Here is a 17,699-nt window from a genome sequence, read left to right on the forward strand (position 1 = left end):
GTGTGTTTGATAGATTATAAAATTAGTACATATGAGGAAGCAGTCAAGGTCGTTAAGGAAGTTGGTTTTCTTCCATTGTCGCCGCTAATTCCTCACTATCCTTCGCTTGATAGCATTACATCCAAAGAACATTGGTATTCGGGTTCAGAATTTGACCCATGGTTATGGAGGGCGCAGTTCCCTGTTGATGGTGTGGCAGCCTACGGAAAGTTTGTTAAGAAGAAATCAGTTTTAATCTCCCGTGAGTTCCTCCCATTAGTAAGTGCGATATTGGGGTCACAGTATTCAGTGGCTAAACGTTACAATGACGGTCTTGTTTCTAGAGAAGCCTTAGAATTATTTACTTTGATTAGTGAGGAAGAAGGCATAGACACAAGAGTATTAAGAGCCAAAGCAGGTATGAAAGACAAAGAAAAGAAAAAGGCGTTTGATAACGCATTGTTGGAATTACAGGGGTCTATGGATATTGTTGTTTCAGGGACAAAGGAGAAAACGAACGTTTCGGGCGAGAAAAACGGCTGGAGCAGTACATCCTTCGAAACACTTGCCTTTTGGTCAAAAAATAACCACGTGGATCAAAGAAAAATAGAAATGGACGAAGCAAAACATGAGCTGAAAAACCATTTTGCGCAGTTATGCAGTCCCGAGTCTATGAAAGCATTAGTAAAGATTTTTAAGCTTTAGGTTTAGGTGAATTTCATTGATATACATATTATGACAAATTTCGCTCTTGATTCTTAGAGTAGAATAAAGTAGTATGTAAACTACGATATTCGAAAGGGTGACCATAAAGCCAATGATTCACTAAACCTATTAAAAGAAAAAATTCGGATCATCATACGAACATATTTCTGGATAGGGTTAGTGCGGGCTTTTATAGACAAAAGGGAGTTTAAGGTACTTGGTGTACTGTGCCCTTTTGTTGTAAAGTACCTCCTGTCCAGATAAATGGATAAGGAGGTTTTTTTATGGAAGAAACAAAATCAAACATTACCATGGGGGACTTATTTAGAAATCGAGTGATACGCACCATCTTACTCTCGACATTATTTTTACAAATTGGTATTTGGGTACGTAACTACTCCATATTGTTATTTGTTATTGAGCAGACAAATGAAGATCCGGTTGCGGTATCGCTTATTTCTGTTGCAGAATTCGCGCCTATTTTTCTATTTTCCTTTATTGGTGGCACCTTTGCTGACAGATGGCGTCCGAAACGGACAATGATATGGTGTGACTTCCTCAGCGCGCTGTCTATCTTTATTGTATTATTAACACTAGTATTTGGGGGCTGGAAAGTTATTTTCTTCGCCACACTTGTATCATCGATTCTTTCACAGTTTTCACAGCCTTCTGGAATGAAACTGTTCAAGCTTCATGTAAAGGAAGAACTTATTCAAACGGGTATGTCGATGTACCAAACGGTGTTTGCTTTGTTTATGATTTTAGGGCCGATTATCGGTACGTTTGTTTACCAGCATTACGGCATTAGTGCAGCGATTGCCATTATGGGTATTGCCTTTATGCTATCGGCAGCGATTCTATTTATGCTTCCTCCTGACCGGGAAAGCGAAGAAAATGCTGTAAAAACCACACTTATGGAGGAAATGAAGGAAGGCTTCCGTTATGTTTGGAACAGCCGGGCACTGACTTTGCTGGGTGGCTGTTTTGCAGCAGCAGGTTTAGGACTGGGGCTAACGCAGCCACTTTCCGTTTTCCTCATTACGGAACAACTTGGTTTACCTAAAGAGATGCTGCAATGGTTGATGGCAGCGTTTGGAGCAGGGATGATTTTAGGTGGAGGTCTCACGATGGGGTTAGCGAAAAAGACTCCTCCGCAAATCTTGCTTGCAATTGGAATGAGCGCAAGTGCTATTGGATTTTTTGTAATGGGGCTTTCAGAGCAGTTATGGCTGACATTGACCGCGCAATTTATTAGCGGCTTGTTTATGCCCTGTATTCACATTGGAATTAATACGATGATTTTGAAAAATACAGATGAAGCTTTTATTGGTCGAGTCAATGGCATTTTAAACCCGATGTTTATGGGGACCATGGTCATTACCATGAGTGCGAGCGGATGGCTGAAGAAAACAACTTCGCTTGTCGCGATGTACGAAGCGTCAGCCCTACTCTTTATAGTGGGTGTAATTATCCTCATTCCACTCTTCAAGCGTTCGGTTAGTATATTGAAAAAGAGTGAGGAAGTATAAGTTTTAAAGCTGCTCTGTTTTTTAGAGCAGCTTTTTTATGCAAAAAATCGCCAGTGCCATCTGCTTCTTTCTGCCACAAAAAAAAAGTAGTGGAAGCCTACGATTTTTTAGTCTTGATAGCTTGCTGAAAATAAGGTTGATCGCTTACATTGACATTTTTTGAATTTGTATTCGTGCTAATTAATAAGTCTCCATTTGCATTTGCAAAAAAAAACCTGAAAGGCGAAGATCTTTACCCATTGTTTCCCGAAGTAAATTTTCCACATCATTAAAGTGTTGGATCGTTAATAGTTTAAGAAACCGCAATTGAAGGAAAGAGGGATAAAAATTCTGTTAAATCCTGTATATGTATAATAAATGTTCTCTTATTGTGGATTCTAATACCAAATGGTATTTATAATCCGAATTTATATGAAAGAACTGAGGAGATTCTATGGAAGATAAAATAAAAATTCGATTAACGGCTGCCGAAATGTCAACATTATGGAGCCAATATTTGAGTGACACACTTGCGGTTTGTGTGTCCAGTTATTTTATAGAGAAGGTGGAAGACGAGGAAGTACGTCCCATCATTGAATTTACACTGGATGTAGCTAAGGGCAACATAACGATTATGCAGGAACTGTTTAAAAAGGAGAATTTCCCTGTCCCGATTGGCTTTACGGATCAAGATATAAATCCAAAAGCCCCAAAACTATTTTCAGACACTTTTGTTTTAATGTTTTTTCGCAATATGTCTATTCTTGCACTGGCTGCAAGTAGTGCAGCATTAGGATTGGTGACACAGGCAGATATCGTCGATTTTCATAAACGTATATTAAATTCTGCGGTTAAGTTGCAGGATCTGACAAGGGATCTCATGTTGGAACAAGGTACATATATCAGACCTCCCTACATTTCTACACCTGACAAGGTTGATTTTGTGAAAAGGGATCATTTTTTAGCTGGCTTTTTCGGACATAAGAGGCCGATTACTTCTGTAGAAGTCACGCATTTGTTTTTAAATATCCAAACAAATATGATTGGAAAGGCACTAATAACAGGGTATGCACAGATTGCACAGGATCAAGAAGTGAAAGAATTTTTGGTAAGAGGAATGCAAATTGCGCAACAACATGCAAATCAATTTAGTGAGATTTTAATAAAAGAGGATCTTCCCGCTCCAATGAGTCGGGATTCAGCTGTTACCGACTCAACCGTCCCTGTTTTTTCAGATAAATTAATTATGTTTAATATTTCATCAATGATTGCAGCAGGGATTGGAAATTACGGGATGGCCATCGCTGCAAGTCCAAGAAGGGATATTGCGCTAAAGTATGCGGCTTTGATTCCGGAAATCTCTCTGTATGCGGAAGCAGGAGCGAAGATTATGATCAAGCATGGGTGGATGGAGGAACCTCCTCAAGCAGATGATCGGGATAAAATCATTCAGGGCTAGGAGATTAAGTTTAAGTTACTATATTCAACTATTTTTTCGAAAACCGTCATTTTTTAAATGTCGGTTTTTTTCTTATTTACTTAAACTGCATATGAATTACCTTTTGATCCTATGAAGTTATTAATAAAAAATTGAAACTTTTGGACCATCAGGATTTCACCCGTTTATTCCTCCAAAAAATAATCGAATAAATTTTCCCAACGCAAAAATGAACTTAGCGTTGGATTTTTAATAGAATAGATGGTATTTTCGCTGGTGCCTGACACCATGTCCCACACTTTTTCCCAATTATCCTAAAAGATTCATCGTGTTATGATTATTTTGAAAATTCGTACAGAAAGATCATTAGGAGGCGGTTGGAGATGAAAAAGAGAACTTCACTTGTACTAGCTTTGGGATTAACGATGGGGTCTGTACTACCGATTACTGCTGCGGCGGAGACAATTCCTTACAATGTTACGGTTAAGAAAGACGCGTCGCAGTTTGGTAAGGATGCAAAGGTCAACTGGAAGAAAGGACAAACGGTACCATCTTTTGTCCATGGGAAACTATCGACCAAAGTTTATAAAGACATAGATGGGATTAAGCAATTTTTAAAAGAAAATAAGGCACTTTATCAGTTAGATACAGCTAAAGATTTAACATTACTCGATGTTGAGACGGACGGGCTAGGCAGCACTCACTATAATTTTATTCAATCGATTCAGGGGATTCCAGTGGATGGGGCGAAGTTTAAGGTCCATACCGATAAAAATGGAATCGTTACAGCAGTCAATGGTGATGTGTTCCCAGAAGCATCTTCTTATTTCAAAGGGGCCCTGAAAGCACAACTATCCAAGGAAACTGCCCTTGAGCAGTCTTGGAAATCTATAAAAGTAACCAAAGAGGAAACCATCACGAATGCTGAAGCAGGTCCTACTGGCAAAAAAATAGAAGATACCGTTGAAAAGGCGGAACTAGTTGTTTATAAAAATGGTAATGAATTTAATCTGGCTTACAAAACAAATCTGCAATTTATTCAGCCATATCCTGCAAACTGGGTGGTCTATGTGGATGCCATTAATGGTAACATTATAAATTCCTATAATGCAGTGGCTGATGGCACTGGGGTCGGTGTTCTAGGGGATACAAAAACTCTTAACACCTACTATTCGAGCGGTACTTACTATCTATATGATATTACTAAGCCAATGACGGGTGTCATAGAAACAAGAACGGCGGTAAATAGATCCCGGTTACCTGGAAATTATTCTGTTGACCCTGACAATAATTTTAACGCAACGTCACAGCGAGCCGATGTAGATGCCCACTACTATGCGGGTGTCGTCTATGATTATTATAAAAATACGTTTAATAGAAACAGTTTTGATAATAATGGAGCGACTCTTCGCTCAACCGTCCACTATGGCAGGAATTACAACAATGCGTTCTGGAATGGTTCGCAAATGGTATATGGAGATGGGGATGGAATTACCTTCCGTTCATTGTCGGGTGCGCTTGATGTCGTAGCCCATGAATTAACACATGCAGTAACAGAAAGAACAGCTGGGTTAGAGTATCAGTATCAGTCAGGTGCATTAAATGAGTCCATTTCTGATACGTTCGGAGTATTCCTTGATAAAGGGGATTACTTAATGGGTGAGGATGTGTACACGCCGAATAAAGCTGGCGATGCTCTTCGCAGTCTTTCAAACCCTGGTCTTTATGGACAACCGGAGAATATGAGCGGCTACGTGAATACTACTTCGGATAATGGAGGAGTTCACACGAACAGCGGGATTCCCAATAAAGCAGCCTATTTAACGATTTCAAGTCTGGGTACAGCTGTTGCTGAAAAAATCTACTATCGAGCACTCACAGTTTATTTAGCTCCACAAAGTGATTTTAGCGACGCACGCGCGGCTCTTCTTGCAGCTGCAGCTGATTTGTATGGCTCAAGCAGCACACAGTACAATGCCGTTAAAACTGCTTGGACACAAGTGGGAGTAAACTAGGCCATTAACTATTTCCAATGTCAGCCGTCACATAATGTGATGGCTGACATTATTATGGGCAAAAAAAATAGATTGGTGTCAGGCACCAATCCAAAATGGGAAGTTTTAAGAAATGAGCTCTTCGAACCATTTCCTAATTAAGTTACCTTTATCATAACTTAGGTGGAACTTGTGTGGAAGTTGTGAAGATGGGCCAAAGGGCAAAAAAAAATAGATTGGTGTCAGCACCAATCAAAATTATGGGAAGTTTTAAGAAATGAGTTGTTTGAACCATTTCCATATTAACTTGTTTATAATCATAAGAAAAAGATATGTAGAACTTATAGTGAAGTTGTGTGGAAGTTGTGAAGATTTCAACAGACCAGTGTATTTTATAAAGGCCTGCGCCCATTTAAGGATTAAAAGAATAATGATCACAACTGCTACTGGATTAGTGGCGGGTTTTGTTTTAGAACAAGCAGAATTAATGTTATGATAACGTTATTGCTCTCCAGTTGATTTGTAAGGCAAGATATTGTCTAAAATATTTTTATAGGATAAAAAACAGATGGGATGACACGATGAATAAAGAAGTCAGTCTTAAGGTGAAAACAAAGTTTGTAAATAAATTTAAAAGCGGCTATCCACTTATTTCTAAGGAAGCCATTATAAATGTGAACGACCTCGTAGAAGAGGGGTCCATTGTTAAATTGGTCGATGATAGAAATATATTTATTGCCAAAGGCTATTATGGTAAACAAAATAAGGGTCTTGGCTGGGTGTTGAGCAGAAAAGAAAATGACTCTTTTGATCAACGTTTTTTTGAGAAAATGCTAAAAGAAGCGATTAAGGAAAGAGAATCATTTTATCAAAGTTCAGAAACTACCGCGTTTCGAGTGTTTAATGGTGAAGGCGATGGAATCGGTGGTTTGACGATTGATTACTTTGCTGGCTATTATTTATTAACTTGGTACAGCAAGGGTATCTATCATTTTCGAGACTATATCATTCAAGCTTTAAAGGAACTGGTTGAATTCCAGGGGATTTATCAGAAAAAGCGTTTTGATGAAAAAGGGCAATACATCGAGGAAGATGACTTTGTCGCAGGTGAAAGAGGTCAGTTCCCGCTTATTGTCAAAGAAAATGGCGTCAACTTTGCAATATATTTAAATGAAAGCGCCATGGTCGGGGTGTTTTTAGACCAACGGGATGTAAGGCGCACAATCCGAGATGTGTATGCAAACGGTAAGACAGTTTTAAATACTTTCTCTTATACGGGGGCTTTTTCCGTGTTTGCAGCTCTAGGAGGAGCAACGAAAACAACAAGTGTAGACCTGGCAAATCGGAGTAAGAGTAAAACGATTGAGCAGTTTAGTGTAAATGGTGTGGACCATGAAACACAAGCAATTATTGTTGAGGATGTATTCAAGTACTTTAAATATGCAGTCAAGAAACAGTTGAAGTTTGATATGGTCATCCTTGATCCGCCGAGCTTTGCCCGGTCAAAGAAATTTGTCTTTAGTGCGGAAAAGGACTACAAGAATCTTCTAATCGAAGCGATTGCCATAACTGCGGACAACGGAACCATTGTTGCATCCACAAACAGCAGCGCTTTTGGGATGGATAAATTCAAGAGCTTTATCGATGCTGCCTTTAAAGAATCTGGCAGCCGGTACAAACAATTGGAAGAATTTTCACTTCCCGTCGATTTCAAAACCGTCAAAGAATTTCCAGAAGGGGACTACTTGAAGGTAGTATTTATTAAAAAAATAAGATAAGAATGGTGCCTGACACCCACATGCATTGAAATGTAGGGGAGGGCCTTTTTTTATTTTTCAGGGTGTTGTAAATCCCATTTTTGCAATATAATAGAGGGAAGATGTTCACGAAATTGTCAAAAAATGCTACTTTCTTAACTTACATATATATATATAATCATTTCTGGGGGGAAGCGATATGATTAGAGCGGCTATTGCTGGTGTTGTTGGTTTTGTGCTTATTTTTATCGAGTCGATGATTGTGATGAAGCTAAAAGGCCTTGAAACGATTGAATTTGGCGGGTTGGCTCCGTTCATTAATGTCTGGGCTATGAATTTCTTTTTCATGTTTGCCATCCTTACACAGTTAACCAATTGGTATATGAACAAAGAAAGTTTAAAAGAAGATAAAAGTTTTTAGTATTAAAAAAAGCGACGCAATCTGGTAGGATGACCAAGACTGCGTCGCTTTTTGTTTGGATTAAACATTATGTTTTACAGTTTTATTCCCTTTAAATGCTGTGTTGCGAATGAATGGGATAACCCAACGGTCAAGACCGATGCGGCCCGCATTATAGCCTGAGAAAAGAATAATTGCTCCTAAGAAAAGATCTGTTGGAATATGTGATACGGTTCCTGCTAAGAAAAATGAAAAGTTCATCACAAGGCCAAAGAACATGGCGGCAGTTGTTAAACATCCAAGAATAAGTCCAAGTCCGATTAAGAATTCACCTAGTGGGACGATCGTGTTAAAAATATCAACGTTTGGTAAGGCGAAATGCTTTAAGAAATCAACATACCAGCCATAAACCATCGCACCGTCTGGACCTTTCACTGGATTAGCGATTGCCCCTTTTAGATAGCCAGAAGCATCAAAACCGCCTGATAATTTGTGGAACCCAGCTGTTATCCAAGAATACCCCATATATAAGCGAAGAACAGTTAAAATTCCAGCGGCAACTTTGTTTTCCCTTAACCAACTTACTACCATGTGAAACACTCCTTTGTTAATTAAATTTTATTTGTTTGTTTGTTCGTTAACTACATTGTTACTATACCAAACTTATTTTGAAATAAGGGTAAATTGTTCACTATTTCACATATTCGTAAAAAAGTTGTGAACATTTTATTAACAGAGTCTTGAACTCCATTACTTCCTATTTAATAAGAAAAATGCTTGGAAATGCTCCAAGCATTTTTAACGTCATTCTGCGTGTGAATTAACCTAAATACTTTTCTAAAGGGTTCCAGTAATTCGCTCCCCATCCAGCTGCAAGATGTTCTCCTTCAGCCTCAGGAAAACCTATGTGGTCGAAAACCAAAAGGGTTTTTGAGTCTTGTTCTTTTAGCTCAAACTTAGCAATAGAGTAAACACCCTCTGGCCAGTTCGCTACTCGCCAAGCTTGTACTATTCGCACACCTGGAACAAGTTCAATGTTTCTTCCAAGAATCATGCCGCCAAAACACGAAAAAGTACCGCCAGCTTCGGGACTGATTTCTGTAGGTGCACCTCCCGTCATTTCGCTGAATTGTTTCGAATCTGTGAGTGCTTCATATATAAGTCCAGGGCTGGCATTGAAAACTACTTCTTGATGAATTGTTTTAGTCATTTTTTATTCCTCCAATATATTATTCAGTAGAAAAGGTTATTTATTTTATATAAAAATTAATGCATGGGCATTTCGGACCATGGATCTACACCTGGATCGTTGCCTTCTGCAAAATCTTTAATGCGGGGCATGTAATGTGACCATCCTTGTTGGTGCGATGGGACTTCTTCAACTGGCAAGTCATAATGAGTTAAAACTAAATTTGTGCCATTTTCTTTCGGAGTCAGTTTGAATTCCACCTTACTTGAACCAGGTGGAACGAGCTTTGATTTTTCCCAGCCCCAAGACATGACGATTTTTTCATAAGGAACAATTTCTACATATTCGCCCATGGCAATATCGCTGCCATTCACATCAATTCGATATTTACCACCGATTTTTGGTTCGAGCAGGATATGTCTCCCCATCCAGCGAACCATTTTGTCCGCATCAGTAAAGAACGAAAATAATGTTTCTGGGCGGGCTTCAATAAATATTTCTTTTGTGATGATTTCATTATTGGTCTGATTCATTTTTTCTCCTTTCTTCCTCTTCGGCAGCTTCTTTCAAACGAAGTAAACTATCATCCCAAAAACGGTCAATATACTGCTTTAATTCAGAAAAACCGTCCCTTCTAATACCGTAGTACCGTTTCGTTCCGTCTCTCCGAACTATAACTAGGCCGGATTGTTCGAGAACTTTGAGATGCTGAGAAACTGCTGGAGCTGAAATGTCAAAATGTGAGGCAATCGCGCTGGAGGTCATTTCTCCATCACGAACGAGATAGAGTATATCTCGACGTCTAGGTTCTGCTAATGCATGAAGGACTTTTTCAATCATATCGTTATTTTAGCGCACACTTAATTAAGTGTCAACTTAATTAAGTGCTAGTCATGTTAGTATCTTTTGGCAAAAAAGATGAATATATGAATTCATAAGAGGATTGTAATTTTTTCCAAAAAAGAACTTGATAAAACTAATGGTATTAGTTAATATGAAACTAATGATATTAGTTTAAGGGGATGTGAGACTATGAGGATGATCAAAAATGGGTACTTGTATCAAGTTACATTCATGGCGAATGTTTTTCCGGTCAACTGCTATTTGGTGGAGGAAGAGGACGGGTTAACGTTAATTGATGCAGCGCTTGGCTTTTGTGCCAAAGGCATTATGAAGGCGGCTGAATCAATTGGAAGGCCGATCACCAAAATTGTGTTGACGCATGCGCATGAAGACCATGTCGGGGCGTTGGATGCAATAAAAGAAATCCTGCCAGATGTACCGGTTTATATTTCGAAGCGAGACAACAGACTAATGAATGGCGATCGATCACTTGATCCTCAGGAGGCACAAACCCCGATTAAAGGCGGTGTACCGAAAAAATTAAAAACGCGGGCCAATCTATTATTGAAGGAAGGCGACCTGATTGGTTCGTTAACAGCGATCGAAACGCCAGGACATACACCAGGTTCCATGTCATTTTTAGATTTGCGGACCAAGGCGTTGATAGCAGGTGATTCCTTTCAAACACGAGGTGGAATGGCTGTTGCAGGGGATATTAGAGCTTGGTTTCCATTCCCGGCTTTTGGTACGTGGAGTAAGGAAACCGCCTTGTCCAGTGCCCGGAAATTAGTGAGTTATCGGCCTGAATTGCTTGCAGTCGGCCACGGAGAGATCGTGATAAATCCTGTTAACTCAATGGAGCATGCAATCAAAAATCTGGAACGAAAAATAGGATAGGGAGTAATTATTATGTCACCAAGACCAAAAATCGGTCTCGAAATATCTATTATTATCGAAGCTGCAGGAGAGATTGCCGACCAACATGGTGTGCAGGAAGTTACCTTGGCCAACTTAGCAAAGAAGCTGGGGATACGTTCTCCTTCTTTATATAATCATTTTGATGGACTCACTGGATTAAGAAAGAAATTGGCGATTTACGGAATCGATAAGCTTTATGAAGTGATGGCAAATGCAGCAATTGGGGTGTCAAGCACCGAAGCTGTGCTGGCGGTTAGCCAGGCCTATGTGGATTTTTCCCGAAAGCACCCAGGGATTTATGAGGCTACCTTACTTGCCCCTGACCCGGAAGATGTGGATGTGAAGCAAGCAGGGGCAAAAATCGTTGACCTTTCCGTCCGCGTTTTGCAGGCATATCATTTAGAAGGAGAGCGTGCTTTGCATGCTGTCCGGGGCTTACGTAGTATTTTACACGGATTTTCTGCTCTAGAGCAAAAAGGCGGATTCAAGATGTCATTGGATTTGAATGAAAGTCTTATGATAATTATTAAGGCATTTCTTGCGGGGATTGGGCTAGAGGATTAATAGATGGCAGGGTCTGTAGTGCCCGTGCTGGAGGAAAAAAGCCGAGGACAGTAACTAAGAGAGGACCACAGTGCCCGAACTCATCGAAAAATATCGGTCACGGTCACTCTGAGAGGACCACAGTGCCCGAACTCATCGAAAAGTATCGGTCACGGTCACTCTGAGAGGATCACAGTGCCCGAACTTATCGAAAAAAATCGGCCACGGTCACTCTGAGAGGACCACAGTGCCCGAACTCATCGAAAAGTATCGGCTACGGTCACTCTGGGAGGATCACAGTGCCCGAACTCATCGAAAAAAATCGGCCACGGTCACTCTGAGGGGATCACAGTGCCCGTACTCATCGAAAAATATCGGTCACGGTCACTCTCTAAGGTTCCTCTCCTGTAGAATTCACATGAAGGTACATTTTGGAGATAGAGTCCTATGGCAAGCTTTGGTATAATGGGATAAAGTTTAGTATTAAAGGGATGATCATTTAGATGAGGTCAGAAAAATTGGGTTTAGTATTAGATGTGGAGACAACCGGTTTAGGTCCTACCAAGGATGAAGTAATCGAGCTCGCATTAAAGTTATTTTCCTATCGAGCAGATACTGGCGAGGTTATCGATATTATCGATGAAGACTCCTTTTTGCGTGAGCCGCTTTCCCGCTCAGCAAGAAATAATTATGACACAGCCTATCGAGTTCACGGAATCCCTTACGAGTTAGTACAAGGGAAAAGCTTTTATGATGTAAAAATAAAAACCTATTTCCATCGTGCCGATTCGGTCTTCGCCCATAATGCTTCTTTTGACCGAAGCTTTCTTTATCACATGTATCCGGAAGTCAACGACCTGAAGTGGTATTGCACAATGAGAAACATCCCTTGGAAAAATTACGGCTTTCCAAATGGGAAACTATTAACCCTATTACAAGCGCATAACATCACAAATTACCAAACACATAGAGCTCTAGATGATATTACATACTTGTTAGAGTTGCTCAAGAAAACAAGTCCGAATGGAAACCTCTATCTGCAAGAAGTTCTAGAAAAAGCCCCGATGAGAAAATATCAGCCAGCCGTTTCGCGAACTAAAATGGGTTAAAAAACTAATCAAGGAAACTAATGTGGAAAAGCCCGGTCGCATATGGACCGGGCTTTTATGCATTTATTTCGTATGTAAATATCTATTGTCGACCCTCAGTGAAGATTTGAAAGTTCACACCGAACTTATCTGTTAGACTACCATAAGCTGGGCTGAAAAACGTCTCCTGAAGAGGCATATTCACTTGACCACCTTGCTGTAAGGCTTCGAAAAATTTATGCGCATGGTCTGCGTCGTTCGTTGAAATACAGATAGTCACTTGATTTCCGCTTTGATGTGGTTGCCCTGGGAACGTATCAGAAAACATTACTTCTGTTTCTCCCACTTTGATCGTCGCGTGACTTACACGATCTTTGGCTTCGGCAGGTAATGGAAATTCAGGGTTTTCTGGCATTTCACCGAAAGATTGAGAAAAGAGAACCTGTGCATCCAGAGCCTTTTCGTAAAATTGAATCGCTTCCTTCGCATTTCCATCCATCACTAAATAGGGAATCAAACGTAATGTCATAATAAATCTCTCCTCGGTTTAAAAGTATTTTTTTGCTATCCTCGATAGGAAATAAGCCAGTCAAACCCCTAAGAGATGCTCACTTCTTATTATTACCGATATTTTGATTATAAAACAAAGAACAAATGTTCGCAAGTGAATTTTTACCAAAATCAATAAAAACCCATGAGCTAAAACTAAACTCACGGGTTTTACTAGTGGTGCCTGATACCATTTTAAATTCGATAAAAGTGTTTATTTCAATAAAGTAAGGTATCTTTCACTGACGATTTTATAATGGTGGAGGGCGTGACCTGCTATGATGTAGCCGATGGCACGGGCAGTGACTTCAGTGTTATTGGCAAAGCCAATGTTTGCCCAAGCCTCTTCCGGCATGTTTTGAATTAAGGTAAGGCTAGCTTTTCTAATGGCAATAAAGTCCTCGAGAATATTTTTTATTGGTAAGTTATTAATTTGCGAACCTTGGACATAATCATTCTCGTTAAAACCTGCCAAAGCAGTCTGGTCTCCCCGTCCAACACGGAGAAGCCGGTAGCTCATAATTCTTTCCGTATCTGCCATATGGCCAAGTACTTCTTTGATGCTCCATTTATTTTCGGCATAGCGAAAGTGGCCATCTTCTTCCGAAAGCGACTCAAAAAGTTCAATCGTTTTGACCAAATTCTCTTTCAAAAGTGTTAATAGATTACCCTCAGGAACTAGATTCACATAAGGTTTATAGTATTCTGGATACTCACTTGCTAAAGGACGTTGCAGCATTTCATTTTCTCCCTTCTTATCTCATGACATCAGTCTCTCCTCATCCTAATGGTATGAGGGACAGCAAAGATATTATTCGTTTTTTATAAAGAAAACCCACAAGGTGGACTAGCATAGAATAATCCTATCATAATATTCATAACTACATTACCGGCATTTTAAGTAATAAGCCGAGTAAAGTACATTTCCTATAGTAAAAGGACCGTTTGGTGAATAAGACATATTATATATGGATAAAGAATATTTTTACAGGGGGAGATTTAATGGATTTTTTCTTGGTAGGAATCGTCTATTGGCTATTAATTGGAGCATCCGTGCTGCTCTTTGTTAGGGGTCTTTGGAAAAAATCATGGAAAGCCTTTTTGTGGAGTGGGATTGCCCTTGCGATACCAACCATCTCGCTCTATGTTGGCGGTGCGGAGGGATGGTTTAGATTCGCTGGTCTGCTGCCTCTGCTATTGTTTGGACTTGCTTATTATACAAAAAAATAGTCACTCATTTTTAATTATCCATTTTTCAAATCAAAATTAGGTGGAAAAAATACCTTTTTTTGTATAATAATAAATAAATTTTTCCAATTTGCGCATTCTAAAAAGAAAAAGGGAATGGCATATAGATGAGAAAGAATAAAATGATTTTGCTCTTAATGATGTTATTACCTTGGTTGACAGTGCCGTTCTTAGGGAAGCTAACCATTAAGCGCTTTTATCCAGGAGCCTTATTTATTGTTGTCTGGATAGCAGTTGAAAGTATTATCGCCAAAAGAAGAGTATGGTGGCGAATTTATGAAAAAATCATTCCTAACGCAATTGGCGAAATGCCATTCATGGTGGGTCCATTTTTTGTAGGATCCTTATGGATATTAAAATTCACTTTTGGTAATTTTATTCGTTACCTCTTTTTAAATTTATTTTTAGATACTCTTTTTGCCTATCCTGGGATGTTTATTTTAAAAAGATTGGGAATTGCCTCGTTTGTTAGATTAAGACCATTCCAAATGGTTATTTTATTTATGAGTAAATCCGTGATCATGTACGGGATTCAGAACTCAGTGGATAAGTTGAGGAAAAAACCTAAATCCCTTCTTCAAAAATTATTTTCGTAAATAGAGCCGCCACAAGTTAGCATCTAACTTGTGGTATTTTTATTATGAATTATTAAATCCCTTTAATAATTATAAGAGTTTCTGTTATAACTCAAGGAGAAGCTTAATAAAAATCATATTTTGTGTAATATTACACTACGATATTTGGACATTTATAATTTATTTAAATGCATTCCCCATCCATGGGCGAATTTTTGAGTTCTATGAGCGAATCTTTGGTTTCAATGAGCGAATATTGGTCTTCTATGGGCGTATTTAGTGTTTTTATGGGCGAATTTGTGCTTCCAATTTTCGGCTGCTCTTAATTTAAAATGATACAATTAATATATATAATCCACACGGGGTGAAAAGCATGAATCCATCTAATCCAAACAATACCTCACGATGAAGTGAAATCGATTTAAAAACTATCCTTACCAATCAAAATAAAGAAGAATTAATGAGGATTATTCTTGACCTGTCAGATGATTTCCCCGAAATTGAAAAACAACTTCTTTTTAAATACACTCCTCATAAAGACGAAATTTCATCAGCGAAAAAGCTTATTACTGAATCTATTAATCGTGCAAAAAGGAAAGGTTTCATCGATTGGCGTCACGTGGCCCCAGCATAAAAAGGTGCAGATCTGACTCTCCAAAAAGCACGAGAAAAAGTAGATAAAGGTGAATGGGAGAGTGCAATTTTACTATCACTAGTTGTATTGTCACCTGTTGTAAAAATGCTCAATTTTTCTGATGACTCAAATGGCTCAATCGGTGACGTTATGAATTGGGCGATAAGAACGATTGACGATGCAGTAATTGCCAGTCTGCCCAATTTTAATGAAAAAGAGAAGAAGGGGCTTTTTGACGCGATCGTGAAAGAAGCTTTAAAAGAACATTATAATGGCTGGAGTGATTGGCGCTATGCTCTTTTAAAAATTTGTACCTATTATTCTCCTATTAAAGATTTGAGAAAAAAGTTAGAAAAACAGCTAAAATCCCTCTTTGAGAAGACAGAATCATCTTGGAGTGAAAGATTTGAAAAAACACAAATAAAATTGCTACAGTTCGAAATCATTGAACGATGTGATGGTGTAGATGCAGCTGAGAAATTTATATATGAGAATATCAAACATACCGAGTTTCGTGAAAAGGCAATCGCTAATGAATTAGGAAAAGGCGACTATAAGAAAGTGATTCAACTATGTTTGGATGGAGAAAAAGCAGACGCTGAATATCGAGGCCTTGTCCATAAGTGGCGGGTATACCGATATCAAGCCAATGAATTACTTGGAGATATAGAACAACAAAAGCAATTAGCGAGGGAACTATTATTCAAAAATGAATTTACATATTATTTAAAACTACAAGAATTATATGCAGCAAATGAATGGGATGTTACTTTGAAAAAGCTTGTTGATGATTTTAAAAAGATGGAGTACCAGCCCTCTGTGTACCTCTCAATATTAAAAGAGGAAAATTTGTCTGATGAGCTTTTAAACTATTGTCAAAATCATATTTCATCTATAACGGACCTTTATCCATATGTAATTAAGGAATATTTAGAAGAAGTAAACAACCTTTTTATTAAGTATATTGAATACTCGGCGGAGGAGGCTACGGATCGAAAAAAATATCGTACGGTTTGTTCAATCATAAAAACCTACAAAAATGCTTGTGGAACGATTCATTCACATAAGCTGATCGGAGAATTAAGACAAAAGTACATGAGACGGCCTGCATTTTTAGAGGAATTGGGGAAAATCAGGTAAGCCATAAAGGAGATAGAAGCCCAATGTTGCACCATTTAGAAATCAATGTTTCCAACTTACATAGATCAATTAAATTTTGGGAGTGGTTTTTAACGGAGATAGGATATGAACCATACCAAAAATGGGATTCTGGTATCAGCTGGAAACATGGAGAAACCTATATCGTATTTGTACAAACTGATGAACGTTTTCTAGATGTTCCTTACCATCGCTCACGAGTCGGCCTGAACCATTTAGCTTTTCAGGCAGTATCAAGAGAGCAGGTTAATCAAATAACAACACAATTAAAGGAAAAAGGGGTAATCATTCTTTATCAGGATAAACATCCATTTGCCGGAGGAGATTCTCATTATGCTGTTTTTATCGAAGATCCTGATCGAATCAAAGTGGAATTAGTAGCACCGTAAAAGCAGTGGTCAGTCCCCGAAAAGTTACGCGTTAACTTACCTGAGAGCTGACCCTTTTAAGTATTATGATAGTGCCTTTAAGCCGACAACACCTATAATAATTAAAATGACGCTAATGATGCGCCCAAGGTTTTTTGATTCACCAAAAAGAAACATATTAATAAAAACAGCACCGGCTGTCCCAATTCCGACCCAAACGGCATAGGCAATGCTTAGTTGAAGAAACTGAAATGACACATATAAAAAAGCTAGTGATGCGCCGAACCCGCCAATATATAGAACACCATTTCGGAGCGTTTTTTGCTGGCTGTATAATTTGAGTCCAGCCGCACCGGCGACTTCACTTGCAGCTGCTAAAAAGACAAAAACCCAGCCCATATTAGGCAACTCCCTTTACGGCTGTTTTTTCATCTTCCTTGTCTGAGAGATTTAATCCGATCACGCCAATGACAATAGTCAAGATAAAAAAAGCCTTCCCAGGACTAAAGCTTTCCCCAAAAAGATATATATCCATTAACACCGTTCCAATTGTACCTATTCCGGCAAATATCGCATAAACAGTACCTGTGGGGAGAGTCTCGCATGCCATAGGTAGAATATGGTAGTCTAAAAAAATAACTCCAACGACGATTGCCCACTGCCACCAGGTTTGAGCCTCATTAAATCCGTATACCCAAATCAATTCAAACAAACAGGTTAAACCAACGTAAATCCAGGCCTTATTCATTCTTTACACCTCTTGAAAGACCGCTTGTACTATAAACCAAAATGGTCCGATTAATTA

21 protein-coding genes are annotated in these 17,699 nt (G+C 38.9%); 13 read left to right on the top strand and 8 right to left on the bottom strand.

Going from position 1 to position 17,699, the window contains the following annotated elements:
- The 6 genes from J7E67_RS07730 (at position 1) to J7E67_RS07755 (ending at position 7,802) form a co-directional block, all read left to right on the top strand.
- On the top strand, positions 1-684 hold the full coding sequence (locus J7E67_RS07730) for an AlkZ-related protein (protein ID WP_374223921.1): 684 nt from the start codon (positions 1-3) through the stop codon (positions 682-684).
- A gap of 284 nt (positions 685-968) precedes the next feature.
- Entirely contained in the window at positions 969-2,213 is a 1,245-nt protein-coding gene (locus tag J7E67_RS07735) for an MFS transporter (RefSeq protein WP_214715734.1), read from the top strand.
- Between the two features lie 433 nt (positions 2,214-2,646).
- Entirely contained in the window at positions 2,647-3,651 is a 1,005-nt protein-coding gene (locus tag J7E67_RS07740) for a DUF3231 family protein (protein WP_214715732.1), read from the top strand.
- A gap of 362 nt (positions 3,652-4,013) precedes the next feature.
- Positions 4,014-5,645 carry a M4 family metallopeptidase gene (locus J7E67_RS07745; protein WP_214731317.1) on the top strand — a complete coding sequence of 544 codons (1,632 nt, stop codon included), beginning with the start codon at positions 4,014-4,016 and terminating at the stop codon, positions 5,643-5,645.
- Between the two features lie 560 nt (positions 5,646-6,205).
- The gene (locus J7E67_RS07750; RefSeq protein WP_214715730.1) at positions 6,206-7,402 is read left to right on the top strand and encodes a class I SAM-dependent rRNA methyltransferase; all 1,197 of its coding nucleotides are present in this window, start codon (positions 6,206-6,208) and stop codon (positions 7,400-7,402) included.
- A gap of 178 nt (positions 7,403-7,580) precedes the next feature.
- The gene (locus J7E67_RS07755) at positions 7,581-7,802 is read left to right on the top strand and encodes a hypothetical protein (RefSeq protein ID WP_214715729.1); all 222 of its coding nucleotides are present in this window, start codon (positions 7,581-7,583) and stop codon (positions 7,800-7,802) included.
- Between the two features lie 60 nt (positions 7,803-7,862).
- On the opposite strand, the gene J7E67_RS07760 is transcribed toward J7E67_RS07755, so the two are convergent.
- The 4 genes from J7E67_RS07760 to J7E67_RS07775 all read right to left on the bottom strand — a co-directional run bounded on the left by J7E67_RS07760 (position 7,863) and on the right by J7E67_RS07775 (position 9,810).
- Positions 7,863-8,372: a DoxX family membrane protein gene (locus J7E67_RS07760; protein WP_214715728.1), complete on the bottom strand. Its 510-nt coding sequence runs from the start codon at positions 8,370-8,372 to the stop codon at positions 7,863-7,865.
- 229 nt (positions 8,373-8,601) lie between these two features.
- On the bottom strand, positions 8,602-8,991 hold the full coding sequence (locus J7E67_RS07765) for an SRPBCC family protein (RefSeq protein WP_168242051.1): 390 nt from the start codon (positions 8,989-8,991) through the stop codon (positions 8,602-8,604).
- A gap of 56 nt (positions 8,992-9,047) precedes the next feature.
- Positions 9,048-9,503: an SRPBCC family protein gene (locus J7E67_RS07770; RefSeq protein ID WP_214715727.1), complete on the bottom strand. Its 456-nt coding sequence runs from the start codon at positions 9,501-9,503 to the stop codon at positions 9,048-9,050.
- On the bottom strand, positions 9,487-9,810 hold the full coding sequence (locus tag J7E67_RS07775) for an ArsR/SmtB family transcription factor (RefSeq protein ID WP_210427106.1): 324 nt from the start codon (positions 9,808-9,810) through the stop codon (positions 9,487-9,489). Before J7E67_RS07775 ends, J7E67_RS07770 begins: the two co-directional genes overlap by 17 nt.
- 192 nt (positions 9,811-10,002) lie before the next feature.
- Between J7E67_RS07775 and J7E67_RS07780 the strand changes: the two genes are divergently transcribed.
- The 3 genes from J7E67_RS07780 (at position 10,003) to J7E67_RS07790 (ending at position 12,383) form a co-directional block, all read left to right on the top strand.
- Complete coding sequence (locus J7E67_RS07780) at positions 10,003-10,710, top strand: MBL fold metallo-hydrolase (RefSeq protein WP_214715726.1); 708 nt, start codon at positions 10,003-10,005, stop codon at positions 10,708-10,710.
- Between the two features lie 12 nt (positions 10,711-10,722).
- Positions 10,723-11,295, top strand: coding sequence for a TetR/AcrR family transcriptional regulator (locus J7E67_RS07785; protein ID WP_214731319.1), 573 nt, complete (start codon positions 10,723-10,725; stop codon positions 11,293-11,295).
- Positions 11,296-11,777: 482 nt separating this feature from the next.
- Positions 11,778-12,383 carry an exonuclease domain-containing protein gene (locus tag J7E67_RS07790; protein ID WP_088085635.1) on the top strand — a complete coding sequence of 202 codons (606 nt, stop codon included), beginning with the start codon at positions 11,778-11,780 and terminating at the stop codon, positions 12,381-12,383.
- Positions 12,384-12,465: 82 nt separating this feature from the next.
- Here J7E67_RS07790 and J7E67_RS07795 read toward each other — a convergent pair whose 3' ends face one another.
- Entirely contained in the window at positions 12,466-12,891 is a 426-nt protein-coding gene (locus tag J7E67_RS07795) for a VOC family protein (RefSeq protein ID WP_214715093.1), read from the bottom strand.
- A 234-nt stretch (positions 12,892-13,125) separates the two neighbouring features.
- Entirely contained in the window at positions 13,126-13,650 is a 525-nt protein-coding gene (locus tag J7E67_RS07800) for a DinB family protein (RefSeq protein ID WP_214715095.1), read from the bottom strand.
- A 263-nt stretch (positions 13,651-13,913) separates the two neighbouring features.
- On the opposite strand from J7E67_RS07800, the gene J7E67_RS07805 reads away from it, so the two are divergent.
- From J7E67_RS07805 to J7E67_RS07820, 4 genes are all read left to right on the top strand, one after another.
- The gene (locus tag J7E67_RS07805) at positions 13,914-14,141 is read left to right on the top strand and encodes a hypothetical protein (RefSeq protein ID WP_088085639.1); all 228 of its coding nucleotides are present in this window, start codon (positions 13,914-13,916) and stop codon (positions 14,139-14,141) included.
- Between the two features lie 125 nt (positions 14,142-14,266).
- Positions 14,267-14,755, top strand: a complete 489-nt coding sequence (locus tag J7E67_RS07810; RefSeq protein WP_214715096.1) for a hypothetical protein — start codon at positions 14,267-14,269, stop codon at positions 14,753-14,755.
- Between the two features lie 763 nt (positions 14,756-15,518).
- Positions 15,519-16,508 carry a hypothetical protein gene (locus J7E67_RS07815; protein WP_214715100.1) on the top strand — a complete coding sequence of 330 codons (990 nt, stop codon included), beginning with the start codon at positions 15,519-15,521 and terminating at the stop codon, positions 16,506-16,508.
- Between the two features lie 23 nt (positions 16,509-16,531).
- Positions 16,532-16,915, top strand: coding sequence for a VOC family protein (locus tag J7E67_RS07820; protein ID WP_214715102.1), 384 nt, complete (start codon positions 16,532-16,534; stop codon positions 16,913-16,915).
- Between the two features lie 63 nt (positions 16,916-16,978).
- Here the strand turns inward: J7E67_RS07820 and J7E67_RS07825 are convergent, their stop codons facing one another.
- Both J7E67_RS07825 and J7E67_RS07830 read right to left on the bottom strand, forming a co-directional pair.
- On the bottom strand, positions 16,979-17,293 hold the full coding sequence (locus J7E67_RS07825; RefSeq protein ID WP_088085642.1) for a DMT family transporter: 315 nt from the start codon (positions 17,291-17,293) through the stop codon (positions 16,979-16,981).
- 1 nt (position 17,294) lies between these two features.
- Positions 17,295-17,642 carry a DMT family transporter gene (locus tag J7E67_RS07830; protein ID WP_214715105.1) on the bottom strand — a complete coding sequence of 116 codons (348 nt, stop codon included), beginning with the start codon at positions 17,640-17,642 and terminating at the stop codon, positions 17,295-17,297.
- Positions 17,643-17,699: the final 57 nt, after the last annotated feature.

It is taken from the genome of Bacillus sp. ISL-46 (assembly GCF_018613205.1).

Excerpts from the sequence above, each read along its gene's own strand:
- J7E67_RS07735 (WP_214715734.1), top strand. The coding sequence starts at position 969 with ATGGAAGAAACAAAATCAAACATTACCATGGGGGACTTATTTAGAAAT.
- J7E67_RS07740 (WP_214715732.1), top strand. The coding sequence starts at position 2,647 with ATGGAAGATAAAATAAAAATTCGATTAACGGCTGCCGAAATGTCAACA.
- J7E67_RS07745 (WP_214731317.1), top strand. The coding sequence starts at position 4,014 with ATGAAAAAGAGAACTTCACTTGTACTAGCTTTGGGATTAACGATGGGG.
- J7E67_RS07750 (WP_214715730.1), top strand. The coding sequence starts at position 6,206 with ATGAATAAAGAAGTCAGTCTTAAGGTGAAAACAAAGTTTGTAAATAAA.
- J7E67_RS07755 (WP_214715729.1), top strand. The coding sequence starts at position 7,581 with ATGATTAGAGCGGCTATTGCTGGTGTTGTTGGTTTTGTGCTTATTTTT.
- J7E67_RS07760 (WP_214715728.1), bottom strand. The coding sequence starts at position 8,372 with ATGGTAGTAAGTTGGTTAAGGGAAAACAAAGTTGCCGCTGGAATTTTA.
- J7E67_RS07765 (WP_168242051.1), bottom strand. The coding sequence starts at position 8,991 with ATGACTAAAACAATTCATCAAGAAGTAGTTTTCAATGCCAGCCCTGGA.
- J7E67_RS07770 (WP_214715727.1), bottom strand. The coding sequence starts at position 9,503 with ATGAATCAGACCAATAATGAAATCATCACAAAAGAAATATTTATTGAA.
- J7E67_RS07775 (WP_210427106.1), bottom strand. The coding sequence starts at position 9,810 with ATGATTGAAAAAGTCCTTCATGCATTAGCAGAACCTAGACGTCGAGAT.
- J7E67_RS07780 (WP_214715726.1), top strand. The coding sequence starts at position 10,003 with ATGAGGATGATCAAAAATGGGTACTTGTATCAAGTTACATTCATGGCG.
- J7E67_RS07785 (WP_214731319.1), top strand. The coding sequence starts at position 10,723 with ATGTCACCAAGACCAAAAATCGGTCTCGAAATATCTATTATTATCGAA.
- J7E67_RS07790 (WP_088085635.1), top strand. The coding sequence starts at position 11,778 with ATGAGGTCAGAAAAATTGGGTTTAGTATTAGATGTGGAGACAACCGGT.
- J7E67_RS07795 (WP_214715093.1), bottom strand. The coding sequence starts at position 12,891 with ATGACATTACGTTTGATTCCCTATTTAGTGATGGATGGAAATGCGAAG.
- J7E67_RS07800 (WP_214715095.1), bottom strand. The coding sequence starts at position 13,650 with ATGCTGCAACGTCCTTTAGCAAGTGAGTATCCAGAATACTATAAACCT.
- J7E67_RS07805 (WP_088085639.1), top strand. The coding sequence starts at position 13,914 with ATGGATTTTTTCTTGGTAGGAATCGTCTATTGGCTATTAATTGGAGCA.
- J7E67_RS07810 (WP_214715096.1), top strand. The coding sequence starts at position 14,267 with ATGAGAAAGAATAAAATGATTTTGCTCTTAATGATGTTATTACCTTGG.
- J7E67_RS07815 (WP_214715100.1), top strand. The coding sequence starts at position 15,519 with ATGAATTGGGCGATAAGAACGATTGACGATGCAGTAATTGCCAGTCTG.
- J7E67_RS07820 (WP_214715102.1), top strand. The coding sequence starts at position 16,532 with ATGTTGCACCATTTAGAAATCAATGTTTCCAACTTACATAGATCAATT.
- J7E67_RS07825 (WP_088085642.1), bottom strand. The coding sequence starts at position 17,293 with ATGGGCTGGGTTTTTGTCTTTTTAGCAGCTGCAAGTGAAGTCGCCGGT.
- J7E67_RS07830 (WP_214715105.1), bottom strand. The coding sequence starts at position 17,642 with ATGAATAAGGCCTGGATTTACGTTGGTTTAACCTGTTTGTTTGAATTG.